Genomic DNA, 23,603 nt, shown 5'->3' on the forward strand with positions numbered 1-23,603 from the left:
TAACAGGTGATAGATATGAAAATAGAAGGCTTAGGAACCAGAGGCACCATGCCTGCCATGGGCAGCAGCTCCAACAGAAAAGCTAATGCCATGGAATCTGATTTTTCCTCGGAATTTGAGGACCAGCGCAGCAGCGCTTCACATGAGCAGCTGCAGCGACTTCTTGATCAGATTGATGAACAGGGTGCAAAGCTTACCAAGACCCCAACCTATGATGAGCTCATTGAATATCGCAGCCTCATCAAGAACTTCGTGGGAACTGTGGTAAGCCAGATGTATGATGTAAGTACCCAGTCAGGCTGGGACCGCATGGGTCGTCAGAAGGTTTACACTACAGTAAGAAAAATCGATACTGAGCTGGAGAATATGGCGGAGAAAATCCGTCTGGGCCAGTCGGATCAGCTTGATGTGGTGGCCAGTCATGATGCCATCCGTGGAATGCTGGTAGATTTATATATGTAATGAATATTTCTTGGAGCAATATTACAGGCCATAAACAAAATATTGAACGCCTGAAAACCCTTTGCAGGGAAGATATGGTACCCCACTCCATGCTTTTTTTCGGCATTGATGGTATTGGAAAGATGCTGGCTGCCCAAGCTATGGCGGCCACTCTTTTATGTCATCACCCTGTGGATGGCAATGCCTGTGGTGAATGTCCTTCCTGCAAAGCTCTTATAGCCGGGACACATCCGGACTTTTTTACTGTGGAGCCGGAGGAAAAGGGCATTATTACCATTGGCTCTGTCCGTGAAATGCAGGGGAAAATTGCCAGGGTGCCTATTATGTCCAAGGTGAGGGCTGTGATTATTGACGATGCCCAGACCATGAATGATGCGGCGGCCAACAGCCTTTTAAAGACCATTGAGGACCCGGGCGGAGAGATTTATTTTATTTTGGTAACCAATTCCACAATGGCCCTGCTGGAGACAATTATTTCCCGTTGTATGCGGGAGGAATTTGCCGGACTGAGTCCGGAGGATATCAGCTCTGTACTGGTAAAGCAGGGTGTAGCTGAACAGCAGGCCAGATATCTTGCCACATTTGCGGACGGCAGTGTCCGTCAAGCCATTCTCCTTAATGATGAGGAGGGGACTTCCCTGCAAAAAAGCGCAGTGGAATTTTTTGAAAACTGTGCCGGCCATGAACTGGACATGGAAATGGTGTGGAGTCAGGGCAAAAGCTTGGGGGCTCTGGGGAAGAAAGAAAAGGATAAGCTGAAGCAATGGTTCAGCTTTCTGGCTATGGTGATAAGGGATCAGCTGGTGCTTTACAGCGGCAGTGAGATTATCCTTTACAACCAGACAGACATTTCGAGAATAAATAAGCTTACAGGTCAGCTTTCACAGCATCAGCTCATTGCCTTGCTGAAGCTGGTGAGGGAGTATCAGGGGAGACTCAGATACAGCGTAAGTCCCCAGCTGATGGTGGAGAGCTTTATTATAAAGGTTAAAACGTTATTGGAGGATTAAGGTGCAGACAGTAGTAGGTGTTCGCTTTAAGCGGGCTGGAAAGATATATTATTTTAGTCCGGGAAAACTGGATATTGAAACAAATGATGATGTTATTGTGGAGACAGCCAGAGGTGTTGAATATGGCACAGCTGTAATTGGCCCAAGGGAGGTGCCTGACAGCGATGTGGTACTTCCGTTAAAGGAGGTTCTCCGCAAGGCCACTGAGGCAGACAAGAACAAGGTTATTGACAATGGCCATAAGGAGCATGAGGCCTTTGGTATCTGCGAGGAGAAAATCAAAGCCCATGGCCTTCCTATGAAGCTGGTACAGGTGGAATATACCTTTGATGTAAATAAGATTATTTTCTACTTTACCGCTGATGGCCGTATTGACTTCAGAGAACTGGTAAAGGATTTGGCGGCGGTATTCCGTACCCGTATTGAGCTTCGCCAGATTGGCGTAAGGGATGAGGCAAAGCTCATGGGGGGCATTGGCTGCTGTGGCCGTTCTTTGTGCTGTCATACTTTTTTGGGTGAATTTGAGCCCGTATCTATCCGCATGGCCAAGGAGCAGAATCTGTCCCTTAATCCAACCAAGATTTCCGGTATCTGCGGCCGTCTCATGTGTTGTCTGAAGTACGAAAACGAGTGTTACTGCGGCAAGTCCCAGAAGCGTGTCAAGGTTAAGCCGCCAACCCAGGGCTGTAAGGTAATCACTGCGGAAGGCGAGGGCAAGGTTATTAATCTGAACCAGCAGCGACGGACCGCCACCATTCTTTTGGATAACAGCAAGACCATTGTTGCATCCTGGGAGGACGTAATCGAGAAGGACGAAGATGATATTTAATGAGGAAGGCCTTGGCGATATGAAAATAGAGCTGGGGCCTGATGAACGCCTGGACGATTTGCTTTTGGGAGGCAGAAAGATAATCCAAAATACAAAGGAATTCTGCTTTTCCATTGATGCGGTGCTTCTTGCCCATTTTCCCAAGTATCATAAAAACTGGCGGGTTTTTGACCTTGGCACAGGCACTGGGGTAATGCCTCTTTTGATTGCAGATGAGGTGAAGGAAATCCACGGCCTTGAGCTTAATCGCGTAATGGCGGAGCTGGCCCGACGCAATGTGAAGCTGAATAATCTGGAGGATAAGATTACTGTCAGTCAGGGGGATTACCGAAAAATCCGGGAGCTTTATCCACCGGAATCCTTTGACTGTGTTATAGCCAATCCTCCATATCGTCCCGTGAATCAGGGCACTTTAAGCGCTGAGGACGGCGTGGCAAGGGCGCGACATGAAATAACCGCCACCCTTGATGACGTGGTTAAGGCCGCCAGATATCTTCTGAGATTTCGTGGCAAGTTTGCCATGGTGCATCTGCCGGAGCGGCTGGGAGAAATCATTGTGGCCATGCACGAAAACCAGATAGAGATAAAAAGACTGCAGATGGTACAGCCCAAGCCAGGCAAAACCTCCAATCTTATGCTTGTTGAAGGTATAGTGGGGGCGGTGCCAGGGGGGATGAAGGCTGAGGTTCCTCTCATTGTCCATGAGGAGGACGGCAGCTACACTGATGAAATTTTACGTATATACAACATGAAGCGGGATTGAAGGTCCTGAACAAATGAAGGAATGACACATTTATGTCAGAGGAAAGCAACAATAAAACAGGTATGCTGTATTTGTCAGCAACCCCTATCGGCAATCTGGAGGATATGACCTACAGAAGTGTGCGGCTGCTGGGGGAAGCGGATCTTATTGCCGCTGAGGATACCAGACATTCACGCAAGCTGATGTCTCACTTTGATATCCATACCCCCCTGACCAGCTATCATGAACATAACAAGCTGGAAAAGGGGCCGGAGCTGGTGGAGAAAATGCTGGCGGGAGATACCATTGTGTGTATCAGTGATGCTGGCTTGCCGGGGATTTCCGACCCAGGAGCCCATCTGGCCATGCTGGCCATTGAGGCGGGGATTAAGGTGAGTCCTTTGCCAGGAGCCAATGCGGCCTTGTCTGCCCTTATATGCTCCGGACTTGACACCACGGCCTTTACCTTTTATGGTTTTTTGCCAAGAACTGGAAAGAAGCGGCGGGAACTGCTGGAGCGCATTACCCGCAGTCCTGAGACCCTGATTTTTTATGAGGCCCCCCATCATTTAAAAGGAACACTGGGGGATCTTATTAAGGCATTGGGGTCACATCGCAGGGCAGTGACTGCACGGGAGCTTACCAAGACCTTTGAGGAATTTAACCGACGTACTCTTGGGGAACTGGCAGAGTATTATAATGAGCATGATCCCAAGGGTGAGTTCGTTATTATAATAGAGGGCTTTGATACAGAAAATGAAGTTGTATCTGAACCTGAACAACAGCTTTCACCAGTGGAAATGGTGGCAAAGCTGGAAGCGGAAGGCATGGGACGCAAGGAGGCCATGCGTGAAGCTGCAAAGAAGCTGGGTATCAGTCGCCGGGATGTATATCAGGCGCTGTTGAAATGATATATTAGTTTAGGAGGAATTCTTTCGTGAGCAACAAGAGTTTTTATATAACTACCCCAATTTATTATCCAAGTGCAAAGCTGCACATTGGCCACGCATACTGCACCACAATCGCAGACGCTGTGGCACGGTTCCATCGTCTGGCTGGTGATGATGTGTTCTTCCTTACAGGCAGTGACGAGCATGGCCAGAAGATTCAGGAGAAGGCTGAGGCTGAGGGGATTAAGCCTATTGAATACACTGATAAAATCGTGGCAGGATTCCAGAATCTCTGGAAGCTGCTGAATATTTCCAATGATGATTTTATCCGTACCACCCAGCCACGTCACGAGAAGGTAGTTCAGGAGATTTTCCGCCGTGTTTACGATAAGGGAGATATTTACAAGGGCTCCTACAAGGGATTGTACTGCACCCCATGTGAGAGCTTCTGGACTGAGCTGCAGCTGGATGAAAATGGCTGCTGCCCGGATTGTGGACGACCTGTTAAGGAAGTAGCCGAGGAGGCTTATTTCTTTAAAATGTCCAGATATGCAGACAAAATTTTAAAGTACATTGATGATAATCCTGAATTTATCCAGCCTGTGTCCCGCCGCAATGAAATGATTAATTTCATAAAGCAGGGGCTGGATGATCTGTGCATTTCCCGTACCTCCTTTGACTGGGGTATTCCTGTTCCTATTGATGAAAAACACGTTATCTACGTGTGGTTTGATGCTCTTACCAACTATCTTACCCCAATTGGATTTTTGGATGATCCTGAAAAATTCAAGAAGTTCTGGCCAGCCAATGTTCATTTGGTGGGCAAGGAAATAGTCCGCTTCCACTCCATTATATGGCCTTGTATCCTTATGGCCCTGGATTTGCCATTACCTAAGCAGATTTATGGCCACGGCTGGCTGGTGGTGGACGGCACCAAGATGTCCAAGTCCCTGGGCAACGTTATTGATCCTCTTGAGCTCATTGAAAAGTACGGTCCTGATGCTATCCGTTATTTTCTGCTTCGCGAAATTATTTTGGGGCAGGATGGCAACTTCTCTGAGCTGGCTCTGGTACAGCGTATTAACTCCGATCTGGCTAATGATCTGGGCAATTTGCTCCACCGCAGCCTTAATATGGTGGGCAAGTTCCAGAATGGGGAAGTGTTTGCTCCCGAGGGACGTTCTGAAATTGACGAATCCCTTATCAGTGATGCCATGAATGCTGTAAAGGCCTTTGAGGAAGGCATGTCTGACATGAAAATCAGCAATGCTGTAAAGGCTGTATGGGCATTTATCGGCAGGGCCAACAAATATATTGATGAAACTGCTCCATGGGCTCTGGCCAAAGATGAGTCAAAGAAGCAGGAGCTGGCCAATGTTATGTATAATCTCATTGAGTCCATGCGCATTATCAGCGTAATGATTTCTCCATATATGCCTGTAACCGCCGAAAAGGTATGGCAGCAGCTGAACATTCCTGGTGACTTTAAGGACGTGCGTCTGGAGGATATTAAGGCATGGGGCGGCACTCCTGCGGGCATGCACATTGGGGAAGCCCAGCAGCTGTTCCCACGTATTGAGCTTGATCCGGAGGATAAGGCTCAGGCCCAGGCTCCAAAGAAGGAAAAGCAGCCTAAGAAGGAAAAGACTGAGAAGACTGGGAACAAGGACGAAAAATCTGCTGATGGTCTCATTACCATTGACGATTTTGGCAAGGTGAAGCTTCAGGTGGTGGAAATCCTTGAGGCAGAGCCTGTTCCAAAGGCTGATAAGCTTCTTAAGCTCATTGTGGATACCGGTGCAGAAAAGAGACAGGTGGTATCCGGCATTGCGAAGCATTATGAGATAAGTGATCTCATTGGTAAAAAGGTTATTTTGGTAATGAACCTGAAACCTGCCAAACTCCGCGGCGTAGAGTCCCAGGGCATGATCCTGGCCGCCACCAAGGGTGATGAACTGGAAGTTGTAACTGTGGATATGCCGGTGGGCAGTATTGTAAGATAAGAACGTTTTTTGTAGGGTTGCTGCATTTGTGGCAGCCCTATATTCATATAGTAGGAAACTTTTTTATTGTTAGTAAAATACCGAAAAAAACGTTGTAATTAAAGTGGAAAAGTTTACGCAAAAATTTAAAAAATTATTTTTGGAGATTATTATATATGAAAGAAAATATTTTAATTGACACCCACGCCCATATCAATAGTGAAAAATTTGACCAAGAGAGAGGAAAAATTATTACCAATGCCATTGAGAATGGAATTGGGGGTATTATAAATATGGGGGACACCATGGAGTCTTCCCAATACGTTCTGGAATTGGCCCAAGAGTATGATATTTGCTATGCCGGGGTAGGGGTGCACCCTGAGGAAGCCTTTGAAATGGGAAAAAGAGATTTTGACCAATTGGCAATTTGGGCGAAAAATAAAAAAGTCGTGTGTATCGGTGAAATCGGATTGGATTATTATTGGGAAAAGGATGGGGAAAAAAGAGCCCTTCAGCGTCGTATATTTATTCAGCAGCTGGATCTTGCCAGACAACTGAATCTGCCGGTGTGCGTCCACAACCGTGATGCCCATGGGGATACCATGGAAATCCTTAAAAAAGAAGGTAGGGGTATCCGTGGCGTGATGCATTGTTTTTCGGGAAGTCTGGAAATTGCCCGGGAACTGGTGAAAATGGACTGGTATATTGGGGTGGACGGACCTCTGACCTTCAAAAATGCGGCAAAACTGCCGGAAATAGTCAAAGAAATTCCCCTGGAAAGGATTTTGGTGGAAACGGATTGCCCGTATATGGCCCCTCAGCCAGTGCGGGGAAAGAGAAACGAACCTGCTTATGTGAGGTTTGTGGCGGAAAAATTAGCTGAATTGAAAGGACTGGATTTTGAGACCGTTCAAAAGCAAACTACACTTAATGCAATATCCCTGTACCCAAGGCTGGAACAGGGCTAAGAGGACAAAAATATACAAAAGTGGGAGACGGCTGTTATTTTTCAGCCGTTTTTTCATGTTCTTTTCATGTTTTGAGTATATTATTACCCCCGAAGTGGTGATTGGAAAAATTAAAAATTTGACAAAGCAATTTTTTGCTGATATACTAACAACCATGTTTGCAAAACAAAGGGAGGAATTGAATGAGTTTTGACAAATTTCATGTCCGATGTATCCGGGATATCCGGTTCCTGATTTGCATTGGCTTACTGGCTGTGATGACCATGGTAACAGGTTTTGTGTCACACAGGCATGTAACAATTTCAGTGGATGGCCAGCATATTGAGCTGAGCACTCCATATCACGTTGTGGACAATATCCTTACCCAGGCTGGTGTTACCAGACATGAAAAGGATATATACAAAGTAACTGCTGATGAAAATGGCGATGAGGTCATCAACATCAGACGGGCTGTACCAGTTGTCGTTGAGTACAAGGGAGAGCAGAAGGAAATCATTACTGCAAATGCTACTGTGGACGACATTATGATAGAGCTTGGTTACGTAGGTAACAGATATAAGATTGATAAGGCCGGAGAAACAGACGTTGTAGCTGGTATGCACATCAAGGTAACTGATGTACCAGTTGTTCCGGTAAATGCAGTAAATACCCCACAGGGTACCATGACTTACAAGAGTCATCTGACGATGGAAGCTACAGCATATATTCCAAGCGATGGTGGCGGCAGCGGCATAACTGCTACCGGCATGGTTGCACAGCATGGAGTGATTGCTGTCGATCCAAATGTGATACCGCTGGGATCCCGAGTGTTCATTCCGGGCTATGGAATGGCAATTGCGGCAGATACTGGCGGAGCTATCCGAGGCAATAGAATAGACTTGTGCATGAATACTTACCGTGAGGCAATTAACTTTGGCCGCGGTGTGGTGGAAGTGTACATATTAGACTAAAACCGGAGATTGTTTCCTGAATGGAAGCAATAGGAAGCGGGGATTAGTAAGGGTAACAACGGCCTTTACTATTCCCCGCTTTCTATTTTTTAAGCTAAAAGTGATATTGCTAAAAAGTAGTATTTGTTTTACAATAAAAATTATCAATAGATATTTTGGTGTTGGATAAATGGGGCTTTAATATGGCTTTAAAAGTTGGAATAGACAATCTTAATAAAGCAACGGAAAAGTTGATAAAGCGTCTGTTTTCTGAGGGTGTGGTGGATGCCATATCTGATGTGCTGGATGATAATGTTATTGGCTTCAGCCCTTCAGGCCATTATTATTCCCGTGGCAGCTGGGAAGTAAAGCGTTTTTTACAGGCAGAGTATGAGAGCCTTGCTCCTTGTAACATCAGCAAAATCCGCAGCCGCCAATTCGTAAGGGAGGGGCAGCTCTCCATAGAGTCTCACGTTATCATGACCAGCCTCCAGCAACGGAAGCTATTGCTGTTAAATATTACCACCATGTACCGCATGGTGCCGGATGGCTTTGTGATTAATGGCATCAATATGGCTCTTGATTATGACCGGGAAAAAACCTACAAGGTCCTGACAGAGGCCGCCATGAATGATTTGGATTTTCTGGCTTCCTATGACGGTACCACAGGGCTTTTGAACCGTGATGCCTTCTGCCGCCGGGCGGCGGATATGATGACGGATTATCCGGACAAAAGCTTCGATATTCTTCGCATCAATATTGAGCGCTTTAAAGTAATAAATGAGGTTTTTGGCGAGCAGCAGGGAGACAGGCTGCTGAACTATATTGCGGGTTTTCTGAAAAGCATTGATTTGGAGCTGTGCCTTTCCGCCAGATTATATGCGGATAATTTTGTGGTATGCTTTGAGTCTGCCGAGGGGGATGCGGAAAAGCTAATCTACACCATGCAGATTGTGGCCAACAGCTTTGAAATATCCCATCATACGGTCCTGTCCTTTGGCCTTTATCATGTGGACGACAAGAGCATTCCTGTCAGCACAATGATAGAGCGGGCCAACATGGCTCTTAATCAGGCCAAGGGCAACCACATGACCCCGTATTTCGTATATGATAACAAGATGCGTGACCAGATGCTGTTGGAGCAGAATATAGTCAACGAATTTGATGCCGCACTGGAACATGGTGGCTTCAGGCTGTATCTTCAGCCAAAATACGATTTGGAGACGGAGCAGATTATGGGCTCTGAGGCTTTGGTGCGCTGGATTAAGCCCGATGGCTCCAGCGTGCTGCCATCCTTATTTATACCGGTTTTGGAGAAGAACGGCTCTGTTTACGCCGTGGACCGTTTCATTTGGGAGGAGGCCTGCAAGTGTATCAGACGGTGGATGGATTCAGGGAAGCTGGTTAAACCGGTGTCAGTTAATGTTTCCCGCATCGACCTGTATGACCCGGAGCTTATTAACGTATTGGTGGGGCTTACAAGAAAATACAGGATTCCAAAAGATTTGCTGGAGCTGGAGATAACTGAATCTGCCTACACTGATGACCCAAGAATGATAATGTCAGTTACGGAAAAGCTCCAAAATGAAGGTTTTCTGATTCTCATGGATGACTTTGGCAGCGGGTATTCTTCCTTGAATATGCTTAAGGATATTCATATAGATATATTGAAACTGGATATGGAGTTCTTACGTAGTACAGACCAGACCGGCAGAGGGGGCAATATACTTAGTGCCATGGTGCAGATGGCCAAGAGCCTGAACCTTCATACCATTGCTGAGGGAGTCGAGACCAAGGACCAGGCGGATTTTCTGAAATCCATTGGCTGCAATTGGGTGCAGGGATATTATTTCTCCCAGCCACTAACAGTAGAGGAATTTGAAAAGTTAATATAAAAAATAACAGGGGCTGCCGTGGCGGTCCCTGTTATTTTATTTGATAATTTAAAGCAGTGCTTTCAGCTGTTCAACTTTTCGCTGGTGGGCCTTTATGGCAAAATCCATTCTGGCATTTTCCTCATCGGAAAACTTGCCGCTTTTAAGGGATGTTTTTATTATTTCAGCCCTGGCCTCAATATCCTTTATTTCGTCCTCCAGAGGCTTTTTCTCCTTCAGGGCAATTCCGTAAACGGTATGGATATTGTCTATGATATGCTGGGCGTAGCCCCTTTCTGCGGAAATATTTTCAAGATAATTGGCAACCTCATAAAGAATGTCATAAGGGCTGGCGGCCTGCTGAATCATTTCCAGCATTTTCATCTTTATGTCTTCCTGCATGCCGTGGGCCATGTCTATTAGCTGCTGATTGTTGTTTTCCTCCATAATCGTCACCTCTGAAAGTAATTAAAACATAAGCTGAAGTATACATCAAGAGGTTATTTCTTTCCAAACTGAAAATATGTTATAATGTTAATTGTCATTTGTCACGTATTTATCCACAGAAAAAAGTGAAAAGTTGACGAAAACATGGCTGAAATATGGGGTTATCCACTAAGTTATTCACAAAATACGGTATTTTGTGAATAACTTATCAACAATATCCACAGAAAAAAGCTATGTAAAAATGTTCAATATTAGGAGTTGGGTTTATGGAAAGCAAGAATCTTAAACGAGGCTTGAAGAACCGACACCTGCAGATGATGGCACTGGGGAGTGCTATCGGTACAGGTCTTTTCTATGGTTCAGCCTCAACTATTGCCCTTACGGGGCCGTCGGTTATGCTGGCGTACCTGGTTAGCGGCATAGTTATTTATTTCATCATGCGCATGCTGGGAGAGATGTCAGTGCATGAGCCGGTGGCAGGCTCCTTCAGCTATTATGCCACCAAGTATTGGGGTGGCTTCCCGGGCTTTCTGGCAGGATGGAATTATTGGTATTGTTATATAATGGTAAGCATGGCGGAGATTACTGCCGTTGGTATATATGTAAACTATTGGTGGCCTGATGTGCCCCAGTGGTTGTCAGCACTTATTTGTCTTATTGTTATTACTGCCATTAACCTTGTAAATGTCAGTGCTTATGGCGAGACGGAATTCTGGATGGCCCTGATAAAAGTGGTGGCTATCCTCAGCATGATTCTTTTGGGTGCATATCTCATTATCACCAATCCTTTGGGTTATCCGGCAAATATAAGCAATTTGTGGAGTTACGGCGGGTTTATGCCTAATGGTGTTTGGGGCCTTGCCATGGCCTGCGTTGTGGTTATGTTCTCCTATGGCGGTATCGAGCTTCTTGGTATTACCGCCGGAGAGGCAGAGGATCCCGACCGCTCCATTCCAAAGGCCATTAATCAGGTTATCTGGAGAATTTTGATATTCTATGTGGGTACCATGTTTGTGCTGATGTGCCTATGGCCATGGAATCAGGTGGGTATGGAATCATCTCCTTTTGTTCAGATTTTTGATAATGTGGGGATTCCTGCGGCAGCCCATATATTGAATTTCGTTGTATTGTCTGCGGCGGTATCCGTTTATAATTCTGCCATATACAGTAATGCCCGCATGCTTTACGGTTTGGCAGAAAAGGGTGATGCCCCAAAGGTATTTATGAAGTTGTCCGGACGTGGTGTGCCGGTTGTGGGAACATTGGTGTCCTCCTGCATTACTCTCATTATCGTGGTTATGAACTATCTGTTCCCAAGCCAGATTTTCATGTATCTGTTTGCGGTGGTGGTAATTTCTGCCGTAATTAACTGGGTGTGCATTACCCTCACTCACATGAAGTTCAGAAAGTATTGCGAGGAAAATGGGGTTCACTCCAAGTTCCGCTCCGTTCTTTATCCGCTGACCAATTATTTGAGTCTGGCCTTTTTGGTGGGGTTAATTGTAATGATGACCCAGATTCCGGATATGCGGATGGCTGTTATTGCCCTGCCTATATGGCTGTGTATTCTTTATGCAGGCTATCGCTTTAAAATGAGCCGCGATAGTAAGGGCAAAGTGGAATAAGTCGACTAAAATAGGGGTATTATAGGGGATTTTACTATGTCAGAGAATTTATCAATTTATAATAGAATTAAAGAGGCATTGCTGCCGGATGGTACTTTGCCGGAGGATTTTGTGCTGCGCCAGCTGCCGGAGCAGGGGCTGCGTTTTGCTGATGGTGCCATTGATGGTACTGTCCGCTATCATATGGGCCCTACCAAGAATCCTGATATCAGTGCCTTGACACTGGTGCTGGAAATGGCTTCCCAGGAACGGTTTAAGGATTCTGCCAACGCACTGATAACCCATTTTCAGAATGGTGGTGTAATGCTGCCAGTAATGGATGCCCTTCAGGACTGGGTTTTTGATCACCCGGAGAAGCTTTCCCCGGAGGCTCTGGGCCGTTTTTGCATGACTTTGCTGGTACAGAGCGAGGACGTGGAATCCGTAAAATTTGCCATCACCATTTTGGAGCTTCTTGATCGGGAGGAGACCCAGGAGCTGAGGGATATCCTGCTGGTACTGGCAGCCTCCGAGGAGCTGACCCTGTTTTGCCTGTTCCTCTTAAGTTCCTTTGAGGACGGCAATGCACTGATTTATTCGGTGGCGAAGCGTCTTAAGGGGTGGGGCAGAATTCATGCGGTCAGCATGCTGAAGCCGGAAAATGACGAGATGGCCCAGTGGCTGCTGAACGAGGGCTGGAGAAATGAGATTATGCCGGAATATTCTGCCATTGTGGCCATTAAGCGGGGAGGCCTTTTGGACCGTTTGGCAGCTGATGATGTGACCAAGGAGGATTTTCAGCTGGCAGGCGAGCTTATCGGCGCTTCCCTGGAGGATAATCCTGTTCCTGGCCTCAGCAAGTACAAGAAATCCAATGAGCTCCTTACTGCTTATTTGAAGCTGGCTGATAAATATGCTGACAGTCTGGATGACTACAGCAATATTTTTGATCTTCGGGATTTTCTGGAGAGAAGTGAACTTTCCGATAAGGACAGCCTCTTAAAGAGTGCCGGTGCCATTCTTGATTCCAAGGACTGCATTGATTGTGTGGAATCTGCCATGAATGTGGGAGAGGGCTTCTACCTGGGTAAGGCCCTGGGCCTTGATTATGCAGAAAGGGCCATGGATACCCTGCGCCGCGAGTGGCGTACAGAATACGATATAATTGATTTACTGCTGCCGGAAAAGCAGTATGTGGATGAAATCATAGAGCTCTTTGAGGATAAACTGCCATTGGAGGAGATGGCCTCCGGTCCTGAAAATGAAATGGGCAACGATGAAAGGTTTGCTGACTATGGCATTCTTTCGTATGTTATCCAGGGGTTGCAGGCAGTTCCTGGAAAGGGCGAAAAACTCATTTGCGCCGGTCTCTATTCACCTGTTATCGGTACCAGAAATATTGCCCTGAATACCCTTGATAAGTGGAGAAAGGCTGATTTTCAGCTCACCGGTGCCATGGAAAGTACACTGATGAAGCTGAAAAACTCCGAGGTAAATCAGCAGACCAAACAGAGATTGGAAAAATTCTGATATATGAATATTTTCCATTTCTGATGGAAAAATTTGAACAATTGCGTTATAATTACATAGTATCGCTGGTGTAACTCAGTTGGTAGAGTACCTCATTCGTAATGAGGGAGTCGCGGGTTCAAGTCCTGTCTCCAGCACCAGATTATTACGGGGATGTCTTCCGACGGTTTTTCGTCAGAAGGCAGCCCCTTTCTTTTTGTCCAAAATTGAATGAAATAATGTTAAAATATTTTTAACGTAAAAGTACGAAAAAATGCAGGACTTATCCGTTGATATGGAGAATAGAGACAAATAAGTATGACTCTGTTTTTTCTGGGATTAGAGGTGCAGTAAAATGCGTCAAGGACATGGATGGTATTTAAAATATTTTAATATAAAGAACCTCCTTTGCCTCATTACCATATTGAGCTGTCTATTGGGCGTGTATAAGGTTATGCCTGTCATGAAGGCCACTGCCTACGATGAGAAGATAGTCCGGGTGGGATTTTACGAGGAGGAAAATTTTCAGACGGGTTCTGCAGATGATGCATTGAAGAGCGGTTATGCTTATGACTATTTGTCCCGTTTGAGACTTTACAATAACTGGAAATATGAGTATGTTTATGGCTCCTATGCCAAGCTCTACGACAAGCTGGTAAAGGGTGAAATCGATATTTTGGCAGGGCTGGACTATACCCCGGAGCGTACGGCGGTGGTCAGCTATCCAAGTGACCCTATGGGAGCAACGGAATATTATTTTTTGAAGCGTTCCGCCGATGAACAGATTACCTCCGATCCGGCCACTATAAATGGCAAGCGGGTGGGGGTTCTTAAGGGCGCCCAGGTGCGGGCTTTGAACCGTTATCTCACCTCCAACAATATCAGCGTTCAGGTTACTGAATTTGGTGATACCAAGGAACGTGACGAGGCCATTATCAGCGGCAATATTGATATTATGATGGCTGAGGATGAAGGTACCTTCCCGGATATAGGCATAGAGGTATTTGCCGATGTGGGGGCCGTGGATTTTTACTGTGTGGTAAATAGGGGCCGTCCGGATATTCTTGAGGACCTTAACCGGTCCCAGAAGCTGATGAAGCGTGAAAATCCGCATTTTATTAGTGCGCTTAATCAGAAGTGGAACCATGATACGGTGCTGACCAACACCTTGCTGCCTAGCGAACGGAAATGGCTGGCGGACCATGATACCTTTACTGTGGGATATTTGAATGACTATCTGCCATATAGTGCCCAGGACAGTGACGGAAATGTTATAGGTGTTATTAAGGATATTATCCCCGAGATTTTTGGTGCCCTGAGAGATACGGATATTAAAATTGAATATAAGGGCTACGAAACTACCCAGGACCTGAAGGAGGCCCTGCACAATCAGGAGGTGGACGTGATTTTCCCTGCCCTGTCAGATTACTGGATTACCGAGCGCAATGACTTGGTTCCAAGTGACCCGATAGTAAGCGCCAACTTCAATATCATATATACGGGTGCATATCCTGACATGAGCAAGGCAAGGATTGCCGTTTCCCGCCGTAATGGTATTATGGAGCCCTTTAGGCGTCTTCACTATCCAAAAAATGATGTGGTTTACTATGACAACGTCTATGATTGCATGGAGGGAATAAAAAAAGGTGAGGCTGACGTAATTATTATCACCAGTCTCCGTTGTGACTATGTATTCCGTACCATGAACAACGATACGGAGTTAAATACTGCCCAGTTAACAAATGAGATGTCTTTGGGATTGGCGGGGCTCAGCTCCTTCGATGAAGGCATACGCATAATCAATCATGGTCTCAGCCTTATGGACAATGATTTTGCCATGGCACGGGCCTACGGTTATATGCCGAAGAACGAGGTTACTATATTCGGCTTTTTGAAGCAGAATATCTGGATTCCTATTGGTCTGGTAATCCTGATTGCCGCCATGGTTGTATACTTTATTTCCAGAGAGAATGTTAAGAACCGTGAGCATCTCCAGGAATCGGAGCAGCACCGCAAAGAACTGTCTGACAAGGTGGAGGAGATTTCTGTACTCAATGCGGAGCTTCAGGAGAGAAAGGACAAAATCGAGCAGTACGCCGCCGAGACGGAAACCCATCTCATGGAGACCCAGGTACTGAATGATTTGCTGCAGGAGCAGCAGACCAAGCTGGAGGAGACCATAGAAGCGGCCGAGGCCGCCAACAACGCCAAAAGTGCGTTCCTCTTTAACATGAGCCACGATATCCGTACTCCGCTTAATGCCATTATTGGCTTTACTGAGCTGGCGGAACGGGAGCCGGACAATTTGGAAAAGCATACGGAATACCGCCAGAAGATTAAGATTGCCAGCAACCAGCTGCTGGATATCCTGAACAGTGTTCTGGAAATGGCCCGTATCGAAAACAAGGATTTGCTCATTGATGAGGAGCTGACAGATGCCTATGAAATGTTTGATTCCTGTCTGATGATGTTTGAAGGGGATATGAAGGCCAAGAATATGGCTTTTACCCATTCCTTTGATGTGGAGCACCGCTTCCTGTACATGGACAGAACCCATCTCTCCGAGGTGGTAATGAATGTCATAAGCAATGCTGTAAAATATACTCCTGATGGTGGCAGCATTTCTGTTGTGGGCAGGGAGCTTACCAGCGACAATGAGGGGGAGTGTATCCTCGCATTTACTGTAAAGGATACGGGCATAGGCATGTCCGAGGAATTTATCCAGGAAATATTCGAGCAGTTCTCCCGTGACCGGAACAGTACCCAAAGTGGCATTAATGGCACCGGTCTTGGTATGGCCATTGTTAAGGCCCTGGTTGACAAAATGGGTGGCACCATTACTGTCAACAGTAAGCTGGGCGAGGGCACCGAGGTTATTATCTGCACGCCTCATCGCATTGGTGAAATTCCTGTGGCCGAGGTGGAGGAACAGGTGGCCGAGGAAGCCATGGATTTCACTGGCAAGAGAATTCTCATGGCAGAGGATAATGAACTGAACGCCGAAATAGCCACCTTCATACTGGAGGATGCGGGCTTTGAGGTGGAAAGGGCAGAGGATGGCATGATTTGCTTCGATATGGTGGTGAAGCATGATGCAGGGTATTATGACCTGGTACTGATGGATATTCAGATGCCAAATCTGGATGGCTATGGCGCCACCGAAAAAATAAGAGGGCTGGAGGATGAGGCCAAGTGCAATATTCCTATAGTTGCCCTTACAGCCAATGCCTTTAAGGAGGATCAGAACAAGGCCTTTGAGGTGGGTATGAATGCCCATCTGGCAAAGCCGATTGACATTGAAAAGACACTGGCAACTTTAAAGGAGATACTGAAATAACCGGTGTTTCAAGGGCGATTTTTGGAATGATTTTCCAGGGAAAATTTTTAGTTTTTGAAAAGGAATTGCCCAATTGATGTAGAAATGGACGAGTATATATACAACGGATTAGGAAGGTATAGCAGAGGAAAGAGAACGGTTTTATACAAGTGAATATGGGTGTGTGATTATGAATTTCCTGCAGCATATCAAAGTGGGGTATAAGCTGTCCTTAATTGGGCTTGTGGCTTTTTTGCTACAGTAATTGTTGGGGCAATGGGGTATCATTATCTCCATGAGGCCCAAAGAGATATGGAAAGCGTTTCCGCTGCAGCTCAGGAACAGTCCGCCGCTGCCGAAGAAATTGCTTCCGCCAGTGAGGCACTGTCCCAGTTGGCTCACAGCTTACAGAATGCTGTAGGCGAGTTCAAGGTGTAGGTAGTGTACACAAAACATAGGTAAAGTAAAGCTCCCCTTATCATCTGATAAGGGGAGCTTTTAATGTGCTTTTTAATGTTTACATTGATGCTATTTTTATAACGCCATTGTTCAAATTTTTCTTCTTTAGAAGAAAAATCTTCCAATTAGCGTTTCAACGAGCTGGGAGATATGCTCGCCAGCTGTTGTAGTTTGTTTTCCCCCACCTAAAGAGGTGGGGGACATCTTAAAGCTCGTTATATATTTCTAGGCCAGACTTTCATGTCTGGTATATGATACAGCTGATTGTTTGGCCAGATCCAGAGTGAGATGGATAGTCATTTCTGTCCCCCTGTCCTGGGAGGTGGTTATGGTGAAGGTGCCATCCATCATTTCTATCAGCTGTCCGGCAATGGCCAGTTCCTCCTCCGGCATTTGGGAGCCATTGGTGTATATCCACAGTTCGTAGTCGGCACATAACCTGTATTTTTTTGTTTCCCCTTCCTCTTGCAGCCTGTGACGGGCAAAACCCTTTTGGGACAGGGTTACCAATACCTTTCCGCCTATTGGGGCATTGTCATAGGAAAGGCTTACCAGATTTAACAGAATTCGCTGGAGTAAATTATTATCGCAGTAAACATAGGCGTTTTCCAGCTGTGACGCATCTACCCGGAAGTCAATGCCCTTGTCCTGCATCTGGATGACGAATATATCCTTCACTTGTTGGAGACTATAGTGTATGTCTGTGGCCACAGGATATAGGGTCGTACTGTTGGCCGTTATCCTGTCTACCATACCCATTTCCCGTACCAAATGAAGAAAATAGTTGCTTACGGAATCAGCGTGGCGTATGGCCTGCCAAAGGCTGTCCAGACTTTCCGGCGGGCATTTTCCTTCTATGGCCTGATACTCGCTGCCAGTGTTTTTGGCCAGCTTTACGTAGCTCATAATGGACTGCATCATGAGACCAATATCATGGGTTACATTGGCCAGAAAGGCATTGCGGCTCTGACTGGCATACTGTTCTGCCTGTACCTTTACGTTCAGCAGATATTCCCGTTGGCGCATGGTGGTAAATATATCCGCCATAAATATCAGTATCAGTATAATGAGAACTATTTGTATTACGCTGGTGGTATTCAGTGTTTCATGAAGGTTGCCATATCCCGTTAAGTAGAGCTGAGGTATTTTGGTCACCATCATCTGTCGCAGCCACAGGGATGCGGTAAAGAAGTTCAGAAACAGCAGCACTGTACACATGGAGAAGGATTTGCCGAAGCGGTTGTGCTGGTCGTGTTTGAATATGTACCAATAATAGATGAGGCCCAGGACACTCCATACTGCCAGCAGCAGATATGATTCTGTGTTAAGGGCACTGCCCAGCAGGAGATTTGGGATAATAGGACAGAAGAAGAAAAATATGGATATGATGAAGCCGCTGAGCCCTAAAAGCTCACCAGTCTCATCCTGTTCGGCTTTCGCTACCTTATAGCGGCACAGGGATACATAGGCGTAAGCAATGGAGCCACTGATGGTAATGGCATCCACCAGCCATACAATGGCGGTGCGCCCCAAAAACGGAATAAGCAGGGAAATGCCTATAATAAGCATAATGGCCTTACGTGGAGTGCCGTCCTCAGTTACTTCGGCTATGACCGGCGGCAGAAGGTCGTCCTGGGCCATGGCCCGCAGCAGGAAGGAGGCACCGCGGTAAAATCCGATTATACCGGTCAGAATTCCCGCCACAACGGTCATAACCAGCATTGTCAGACCTCCGCTTCCCAGAAGGGAGCTGACACTGTAGAATACCGGTAATGATTTTATTCCGCCCCCTGTATTGTCAAGATTGTGGATATATTCGTTCCAGCCGTGATACTCTGCTGGAATGCCCATAACAGCCGTGGCTATAGGCAGGCAGTAGGCCAATATGGTGGCCACTACTGCAGCCACAATCAGCGGAAACATGTAATTATGGGGAATATTATATTCCTGGCTTCCGTGGGTTATGGATTCATAGCCGAAGAACATCCATGGAGCCACCATCAGTATGCTTATTATCTGCAAAAATGGAGTACCCCCGATATCCGGATCAAAGGCCGGGTAGAAGCTGGCGTGCTGCGGGCTCATGGCCAGTACACCGCAAAACAGGGCCATAACACCACCAATAAGTACGAGAGCCAGCAAGGTGTTGGCTAGAGATTTCATCTTGCCACCGTAGGCGGCGAAGAGACCAAAGATTATTATTATTGTCCAAGTGGTAAGAATTTCCCCGCCATATACATCAAAGCCTGCCACCTGATAATGGAAGCCACATTGAAGCACACTGCCCAACATAAAGCGTATCAGCAAAATCACTGCAGTGGCATTGGCCCATAGTATGGACAAATATGTGATGATGAGTGCCCAGGCCATGAGAAAGGCATGGTCATGGCCCATAATCTTTTTGGCATAGGTGAAGAACCCACCGTTATCGTGATACTTTCCTGCCAAAGCGCAGAAGTTGGCACCGATAATCAGCATAATCAATCCACCCAGCCCAATGGCCAGAATACTGCCCACGGGACCGGCGTGGGGCAGGAACAGGTTCCCCGGCATCATAAAGGCCCCCCAGCCTACGGCACAACCGAAGGACAGTCCCCACACATTAAGGGCAGTGAGCAGGCCTGTATTGTTGTTTTCCTTTGGCGTATTCATAAGCATATCTCCTTTACTGGGCTACAGGAAGGGTGAGCTTAATAATTATTTCCTTGCCCGGCTGATCCGGGGTGGAGGCAACTTCGATGGTGCCATCCATTAGCTGTACTATACCACGGGCAATGTAAAGACCACCCATATCTGTACTGTCTGCTTCATAGGTTTCCATCAGGCTGTCCGCCACAACTGGCGGTATATCTATACCCGTGTCCTGAATGCGGAGCTCGTAATTTCCACAGAGTATTTTTTTTCCGGTGGCACTTTCATTGCTGGTGCCGGTTTCTTCCAATGTAACCATAACACCTCCGCCGGCCCGGTTATATTCATAGGCATTGCTGAGAAGATTTATGAGCAGACGCTCCAGACGTATTTTGTCACAGATGACCATTGGATGGCTTAGTTCTGTAGGGTATACCTCGAAAAACAGATTTTTTTCCTGCATTTGAAGGGCAAAGAGCTCCTTGGTCTGTTGCAGTGTTTCCTGTAAATCCACTGGGCATTCATTTAGGGAAACTTTGTCTACCTTGGTATCATCGGTGACGTTGCCCTTTTCCACCATATTGTCAATAAAACCCATCAGCTTATTGCTTTGAACATCCAGTTTGCCCAGACAGTCCACAAGACGGTCGGGGATCCGCCGAGGGCAGTCATCCTCAGGACAGCCGGCACAGAGAGCACAATTTTCCAGTGCCATATTTACCGAGTTTTGGGCGGCTTCCATTGGGATACGGATATCATGGGACAGACCGGACAGGAACTTGTTTTTGGCCTGATTGATTTCGTGTTGAAGCTGTCTGGCCTGGGCCGTACTCTGTTCCCGCCGTTTTATGGTGATAAAAATATCCGCCATAAGCAGTAGAATAATCAAAATCATGGCCATTTGTACCATGCTGTTATCAACCAGATTTTCAGTGGCAAAATCGCTGTAGGATAAAGAGTCGTTATCATATGCCAAAACCATCAGATTATGCTCAATCTTTTGCCGGAGCCAAAGGCTGGTGGAAAAGAAATTAAGGAAAAGCACAATTATAACCATGGAAGTACTATTGCCAAAACGGTTCTGTTTGTCGTGCTTGAATACATACCAGTAGTATATAAAACCAAGAAGACTCCAGCCCGACAACATTAAGTAGGATTCAGTATCAAGGGAACCGCCCAAAAGGATGCCCGGAATAAGAGGGAAGAAGAAGAACAGGAGGGAAATGGCCACGCCGATTCCGCCCAGCCACTGACCCCGTTTGTCCATTTCCCGCTTGGACACTATATAGGAGCAAAGTGACGCATAGCCATAGGCCACAGAGCCTACCACTGTAATAACATCACAAAGCCAAACTACGGATACCCGCCCAAGGAATGGAATCAGCAGGGACACCACCATAACCAGGAGTATGGCATTTCTTGGAGTGCCATCAGAAGTTTTCCGCTTGAAGCATTCGGGGAAAATTTCACGTTGACCAATGTAATGAACAATAATGCCGGTAATGCGATAAAGTCCCAGCAAACTGGTGGAGATGGCACATATAATAGACATACACAGCATGGCCAGCCCCTGCTCCCCGAAGGTACTGTATACGCTGTTAAATACCGGCAGGGCCTTTATTCCTTCCAGATGGTTCTTCTGTGCTAGATAGTCGGTCCATGAAGAGAATTCCCCAGGGATAGCCATTACCGCCATTGCTGCCAGCAATACATAAATTATGCCTCCGGCCACAACTGCGGCCACCAAAATAGGAAACAGCTTTTTGACGGAAAAGTTGAAATGGCTCCTGTTATGGGTAACGGCCTCAAAACCGAAGAACATCCAAGGGGCCAGCATAACCATACTGAAAACCTGCATAAAAGGTGAAGTGTTTTCCTGGAAAGGTGGTTCAAATACTCCCACGGGTGTATGGGTGTAAAGAGCCACGAAGAGCATAACCACTGTCAGAAAAAATACCACTGCCATAAGAGTATTGAGAATTCTGCGCAGGGCACCCCCATAGCAGGAGAAGAGACCAAAAATAATAAACACAAGCCAAGTGAATAATATTTCCCCAAGGTTGATATCAAAACCGGCAATGGTGTACATATAACCCCATGCCAGTACATCCCCCAGCAGGAATCTGGACAAAAGCACTGTGGCTGTGGCGTTGGCCCACATTATGGAAAGATAGGCGATAATCACTATCCATCCGGTGAGAAAGGCGTGATCTGACCCTAAAATACTTCGGGTGTAAGATATAATTCCTCCATCATCATTGTACCTTTTTGCCAAACGGCAGAAATTGGCAGCAATAATGAGGAGAAGTACAGTAGACAGTACCATTGCCAGCACAGTGCCCATCGGTCCTGCTGTAGGAATAAACAGATTGGCAGGTACCATAAAAGCACCCCAACCCACGGCACACCCCAAGGACAGTCCCCAGATAGTTAAGGGAGATAACAGTCCTTTGGGATTTTCGTTGCCGGAAAATCCATTTGTGAATTTGTTATCCATAGTCCTGCTCCTTTATCTGGCAATTTTGTGAATGGCTTTAGGAATACTGAGAAGTGGTAGCTGCTGCTGCACAGCCCCTATATCAAAGGCCACCTTTGGCATGCCGTAGACTGTACATGTGGCGGCATCCTGTCCTATGGTAGGGGCACCGTTTTTACGCATCTTCAACAAGCCCGCGGCACCGTCCTTGCCAATACCTGTGAGGATGACTCCCAAAACATTTTTTCCCGCCGCCTCGGCCACGCTGTCAAACAGCACATCCACGGCCGGGCACACACTGTGAATTGGTGGTCCTGGCTGGCAATGGATGGCATAGCTTCCACCCTGTTTGGTAACAGACATGTGCTTGCCTCCTGGTGCTATATATACGTGGTTAGGCTGAACAATATCCCCGTCAGCGGCTTCTTTTATGGTAAGTGCGCATATTCCATTAAGACGCTCCGAAAACAGCTTTGAAAATCTTGGAGGAATATGTTGTACGATGACGATGCCGGGCAAAGGAGGCTGCAGTGCAGTCAGTATCGCTGAAAGAGCCTCGGTTCCACCAGTGGAAGCACCAATAGCAACAAGGTTAATGGAACCATTGCCCGCAGGAATGGTAATTTCCGGCTCCACCGTCGGCGCTGTTGGCTTAGGCGGTGGCGGTGCTCGATGTATGTCTGGCCGTGGAGTAAACTGAGGAGCAGGAGACGCCCCCCGTGACGGTGAAGCAGATGCTGCGGCTGGCTTTCCCGCCTGCAGGGCCTCTATAATACCATCATAAAATGGCTGCATTGGCTCACCTGCAGAAGGCTTCTTCAAATATTCGGAGGCTCCCAGATATTTTGCAGTGCTGCCAACATTGGCGGATATACCATAAACAATAATGGGGACTGACGGGAAATGTTTTACCAAAAGCGGTAGAAATTTCTCCTGATTTACCATCATTGCACCCAGAGCCAAGTTCATTACAATGGCTGTGGCTCCAAAAGAAGAAAGCTTCTTCTGGGCTTCCGCAGGCTGGGTGGCACTGTCAACGGCACTGCCTTCCGGCAACCGGTGATTAAGCTCCTGGACCAAGGCATTCTGAAAAGCTATGGAATTGTCAATCACAAATACTCGCAGATTGCCCATAATGTTCTCCTTATTCTACAAATTGTATCACTTTTATATTTCAATATTGGTCAGTAAAATCCTTTTTTAAAACCATTTTTTATGTTGTAATTGACGGGTTGCTTCCTAATAATTTAGCAAGTGGGTGAATCAATGCCTTGATACATAATGAAATGAAAAAAATATAAAAAAATGTTGACAAGCATGTCTTAAAACAGTAGAATATGTTTTGTCAGTCAGCGGGACACCGAGAGGTTGGAACTGCTGATAAATACATAAAAATGCGGAAATAGCTCAGTTGGTAGAGCATCACCTTGCCAAGGTGGGGGTCGCGAGTTCGAGTCTCGTTTTCCGCTCCATAT

17 protein-coding genes and 2 tRNA genes are annotated in these 23,603 nt (G+C 46.4%); 15 read left to right on the forward strand and 4 right to left on the reverse strand.

The genetic code is table 11. From position 1 onward, the window contains the following. Positions 1 to 9: 9 nt before the first annotated feature. From T525_RS0103480 to T525_RS14060, 9 genes are all read left to right on the forward strand, one after another. A complete protein-coding gene (locus T525_RS0103480) occupies positions 10 to 462 on the forward strand; it encodes a YaaR family protein (protein ID WP_027406063.1) in 453 nt (150 codons plus the stop codon). Beyond that, positions 462 to 1,472, forward strand: a complete 1,011-nt coding sequence (gene holB / locus T525_RS0103485) for a DNA polymerase III subunit delta' (RefSeq protein WP_027406064.1) — start codon at positions 462 to 464, stop codon at positions 1,470 to 1,472. Before T525_RS0103480 ends, holB begins: the two co-directional genes overlap by 1 nt. Position 1,473: 1 nt before the next feature. Beyond that, positions 1,474 to 2,301, forward strand: coding sequence for a stage 0 sporulation family protein (locus tag T525_RS0103490; RefSeq protein ID WP_027406065.1), 828 nt, complete (start codon positions 1,474 to 1,476; stop codon positions 2,299 to 2,301). Then, positions 2,291 to 3,064, forward strand: a complete 774-nt coding sequence (locus T525_RS0103495; protein WP_037324951.1) for a tRNA1(Val) (adenine(37)-N6)-methyltransferase — start codon at positions 2,291 to 2,293, stop codon at positions 3,062 to 3,064. Before T525_RS0103490 ends, T525_RS0103495 begins: the two co-directional genes overlap by 11 nt. A 32-nt stretch (positions 3,065 to 3,096) precedes the next feature. Beyond that, positions 3,097 to 3,954: a 16S rRNA (cytidine(1402)-2'-O)-methyltransferase gene (gene rsmI / locus T525_RS0103500; RefSeq protein WP_027406067.1), complete on the forward strand. Its 858-nt coding sequence runs from the start codon at positions 3,097 to 3,099 to the stop codon at positions 3,952 to 3,954. A gap of 26 nt (positions 3,955 to 3,980) precedes the next feature. Further along, positions 3,981 to 5,936 carry a methionine--tRNA ligase gene (gene metG, locus T525_RS0103505; RefSeq protein WP_027406068.1) on the forward strand — a complete coding sequence of 652 codons (1,956 nt, stop codon included), beginning with the start codon at positions 3,981 to 3,983 and terminating at the stop codon, positions 5,934 to 5,936. 155 nt (positions 5,937 to 6,091) lie between these two features. Beyond that, positions 6,092 to 6,883, forward strand: coding sequence for a TatD family hydrolase (locus T525_RS0103510; RefSeq protein ID WP_027406069.1), 792 nt, complete (start codon positions 6,092 to 6,094; stop codon positions 6,881 to 6,883). 182 nt (positions 6,884 to 7,065) lie between these two features. Continuing rightward, positions 7,066 to 7,833 carry a G5 and 3D domain-containing protein gene (locus T525_RS0103520; protein WP_051533372.1) on the forward strand — a complete coding sequence of 256 codons (768 nt, stop codon included), beginning with the start codon at positions 7,066 to 7,068 and terminating at the stop codon, positions 7,831 to 7,833. 182 nt (positions 7,834 to 8,015) lie between these two features. Further along, positions 8,016 to 9,707 (forward strand): bifunctional diguanylate cyclase/phosphodiesterase, encoded by a 1,692-nt coding sequence (locus T525_RS14060; protein WP_051533373.1) that lies wholly within the window; start codon positions 8,016 to 8,018, stop codon positions 9,705 to 9,707. Between the two features lie 48 nt (positions 9,708 to 9,755). On the opposite strand, the gene T525_RS14065 is transcribed toward T525_RS14060, so the two are convergent. Next, positions 9,756 to 10,133 carry a hypothetical protein gene (locus T525_RS14065; protein WP_037325031.1) on the reverse strand — a complete coding sequence of 126 codons (378 nt, stop codon included), beginning with the start codon at positions 10,131 to 10,133 and terminating at the stop codon, positions 9,756 to 9,758. Positions 10,134 to 10,399: 266 nt separating this feature from the next. On the opposite strand from T525_RS14065, the gene T525_RS0103535 reads away from it, so the two are divergent. The 5 genes from T525_RS0103535 (at position 10,400) to T525_RS16695 (ending at position 17,000) form a co-directional block, all read left to right on the forward strand. Beyond that, positions 10,400 to 11,758: an amino acid permease gene (locus T525_RS0103535; RefSeq protein WP_027406071.1), complete on the forward strand. Its 1,359-nt coding sequence runs from the start codon at positions 10,400 to 10,402 to the stop codon at positions 11,756 to 11,758. A gap of 36 nt (positions 11,759 to 11,794) precedes the next feature. After that, positions 11,795 to 13,267 carry a hypothetical protein gene (locus T525_RS0103540; RefSeq protein ID WP_027406072.1) on the forward strand — a complete coding sequence of 491 codons (1,473 nt, stop codon included), beginning with the start codon at positions 11,795 to 11,797 and terminating at the stop codon, positions 13,265 to 13,267. 64 nt (positions 13,268 to 13,331) lie between these two features. After that, positions 13,332 to 13,407, forward strand: a tRNA-Thr gene (locus T525_RS0103545). A 293-nt stretch (positions 13,408 to 13,700) separates the two neighbouring features. Further along, positions 13,701 to 16,583, forward strand: coding sequence for a transporter substrate-binding domain-containing protein (locus T525_RS0103550; protein ID WP_198022596.1), 2,883 nt, complete (start codon positions 13,701 to 13,703; stop codon positions 16,581 to 16,583). A 291-nt stretch (positions 16,584 to 16,874) separates the two neighbouring features. Next, on the forward strand, positions 16,875 to 17,000 hold the full coding sequence (locus T525_RS16695) for a hypothetical protein (RefSeq protein WP_255346600.1): 126 nt from the start codon (positions 16,875 to 16,877) through the stop codon (positions 16,998 to 17,000). Between the two features lie 246 nt (positions 17,001 to 17,246). Here T525_RS16695 and T525_RS0103560 read toward each other — a convergent pair whose 3' ends face one another. Genes T525_RS0103560 through T525_RS0103570 form a run of 3 tightly spaced genes read right to left on the reverse strand, consistent with a single transcriptional unit; the run spans position 17,247 to position 23,262 of the window. Next, complete coding sequence (locus tag T525_RS0103560; protein ID WP_027406074.1) at positions 17,247 to 19,673, reverse strand: amino acid permease; 2,427 nt, start codon at positions 19,671 to 19,673, stop codon at positions 17,247 to 17,249. Positions 19,674 to 19,686: 13 nt separating this feature from the next. Continuing rightward, on the reverse strand, positions 19,687 to 22,149 hold the full coding sequence (locus tag T525_RS0103565; protein ID WP_027406075.1) for an amino acid permease: 2,463 nt from the start codon (positions 22,147 to 22,149) through the stop codon (positions 19,687 to 19,689). A 12-nt stretch (positions 22,150 to 22,161) separates the two neighbouring features. Next, complete coding sequence (locus tag T525_RS0103570) at positions 22,162 to 23,262, reverse strand: chemotaxis protein CheB (protein WP_027406076.1); 1,101 nt, start codon at positions 23,260 to 23,262, stop codon at positions 22,162 to 22,164. A gap of 262 nt (positions 23,263 to 23,524) precedes the next feature. On the opposite strand from T525_RS0103570, the gene T525_RS0103575 reads away from it, so the two are divergent. Continuing rightward, positions 23,525 to 23,600 (forward strand) — tRNA-Gly (locus T525_RS0103575). Positions 23,601 to 23,603: the final 3 nt, after the last annotated feature.

It is taken from the genome of Anaerovibrio sp. RM50, assembly GCF_000622005.1.
Taxonomy (GTDB): domain Bacteria; phylum Bacillota; class Negativicutes; order Selenomonadales; family Selenomonadaceae; genus Anaerovibrio.

Excerpts from the sequence above, each read along its gene's own strand:
- holB (WP_027406064.1), top strand. The coding sequence starts at position 462 with ATGAATATTTCTTGGAGCAATATTACAGGCCATAAACAAAATATTGAA.
- T525_RS0103495 (WP_037324951.1), top strand. The coding sequence starts at position 2,291 with ATGATATTTAATGAGGAAGGCCTTGGCGATATGAAAATAGAGCTGGGG.
- rsmI (WP_027406067.1), top strand. The coding sequence starts at position 3,097 with ATGTCAGAGGAAAGCAACAATAAAACAGGTATGCTGTATTTGTCAGCA.
- T525_RS0103510 (WP_027406069.1), top strand. The coding sequence starts at position 6,092 with ATGAAAGAAAATATTTTAATTGACACCCACGCCCATATCAATAGTGAA.
- T525_RS0103520 (WP_051533372.1), top strand. The coding sequence starts at position 7,066 with ATGAGTTTTGACAAATTTCATGTCCGATGTATCCGGGATATCCGGTTC.
- T525_RS14060 (WP_051533373.1), top strand. The coding sequence starts at position 8,016 with ATGGCTTTAAAAGTTGGAATAGACAATCTTAATAAAGCAACGGAAAAG.
- T525_RS14065 (WP_037325031.1), bottom strand. The coding sequence starts at position 10,133 with ATGGAGGAAAACAACAATCAGCAGCTAATAGACATGGCCCACGGCATG.
- T525_RS0103535 (WP_027406071.1), top strand. The coding sequence starts at position 10,400 with ATGGAAAGCAAGAATCTTAAACGAGGCTTGAAGAACCGACACCTGCAG.
- T525_RS0103540 (WP_027406072.1), top strand. The coding sequence starts at position 11,795 with ATGTCAGAGAATTTATCAATTTATAATAGAATTAAAGAGGCATTGCTG.
- T525_RS0103550 (WP_198022596.1), top strand. The coding sequence starts at position 13,701 with ATGCCTGTCATGAAGGCCACTGCCTACGATGAGAAGATAGTCCGGGTG.
- T525_RS16695 (WP_255346600.1), top strand. The coding sequence starts at position 16,875 with ATGGAAAGCGTTTCCGCTGCAGCTCAGGAACAGTCCGCCGCTGCCGAA.
- T525_RS0103560 (WP_027406074.1), bottom strand. The coding sequence starts at position 19,673 with ATGAATACGCCAAAGGAAAACAACAATACAGGCCTGCTCACTGCCCTT.
- T525_RS0103565 (WP_027406075.1), bottom strand. The coding sequence starts at position 22,149 with ATGGATAACAAATTCACAAATGGATTTTCCGGCAACGAAAATCCCAAA.
- T525_RS0103570 (WP_027406076.1), bottom strand. The coding sequence starts at position 23,262 with ATGGGCAATCTGCGAGTATTTGTGATTGACAATTCCATAGCTTTTCAG.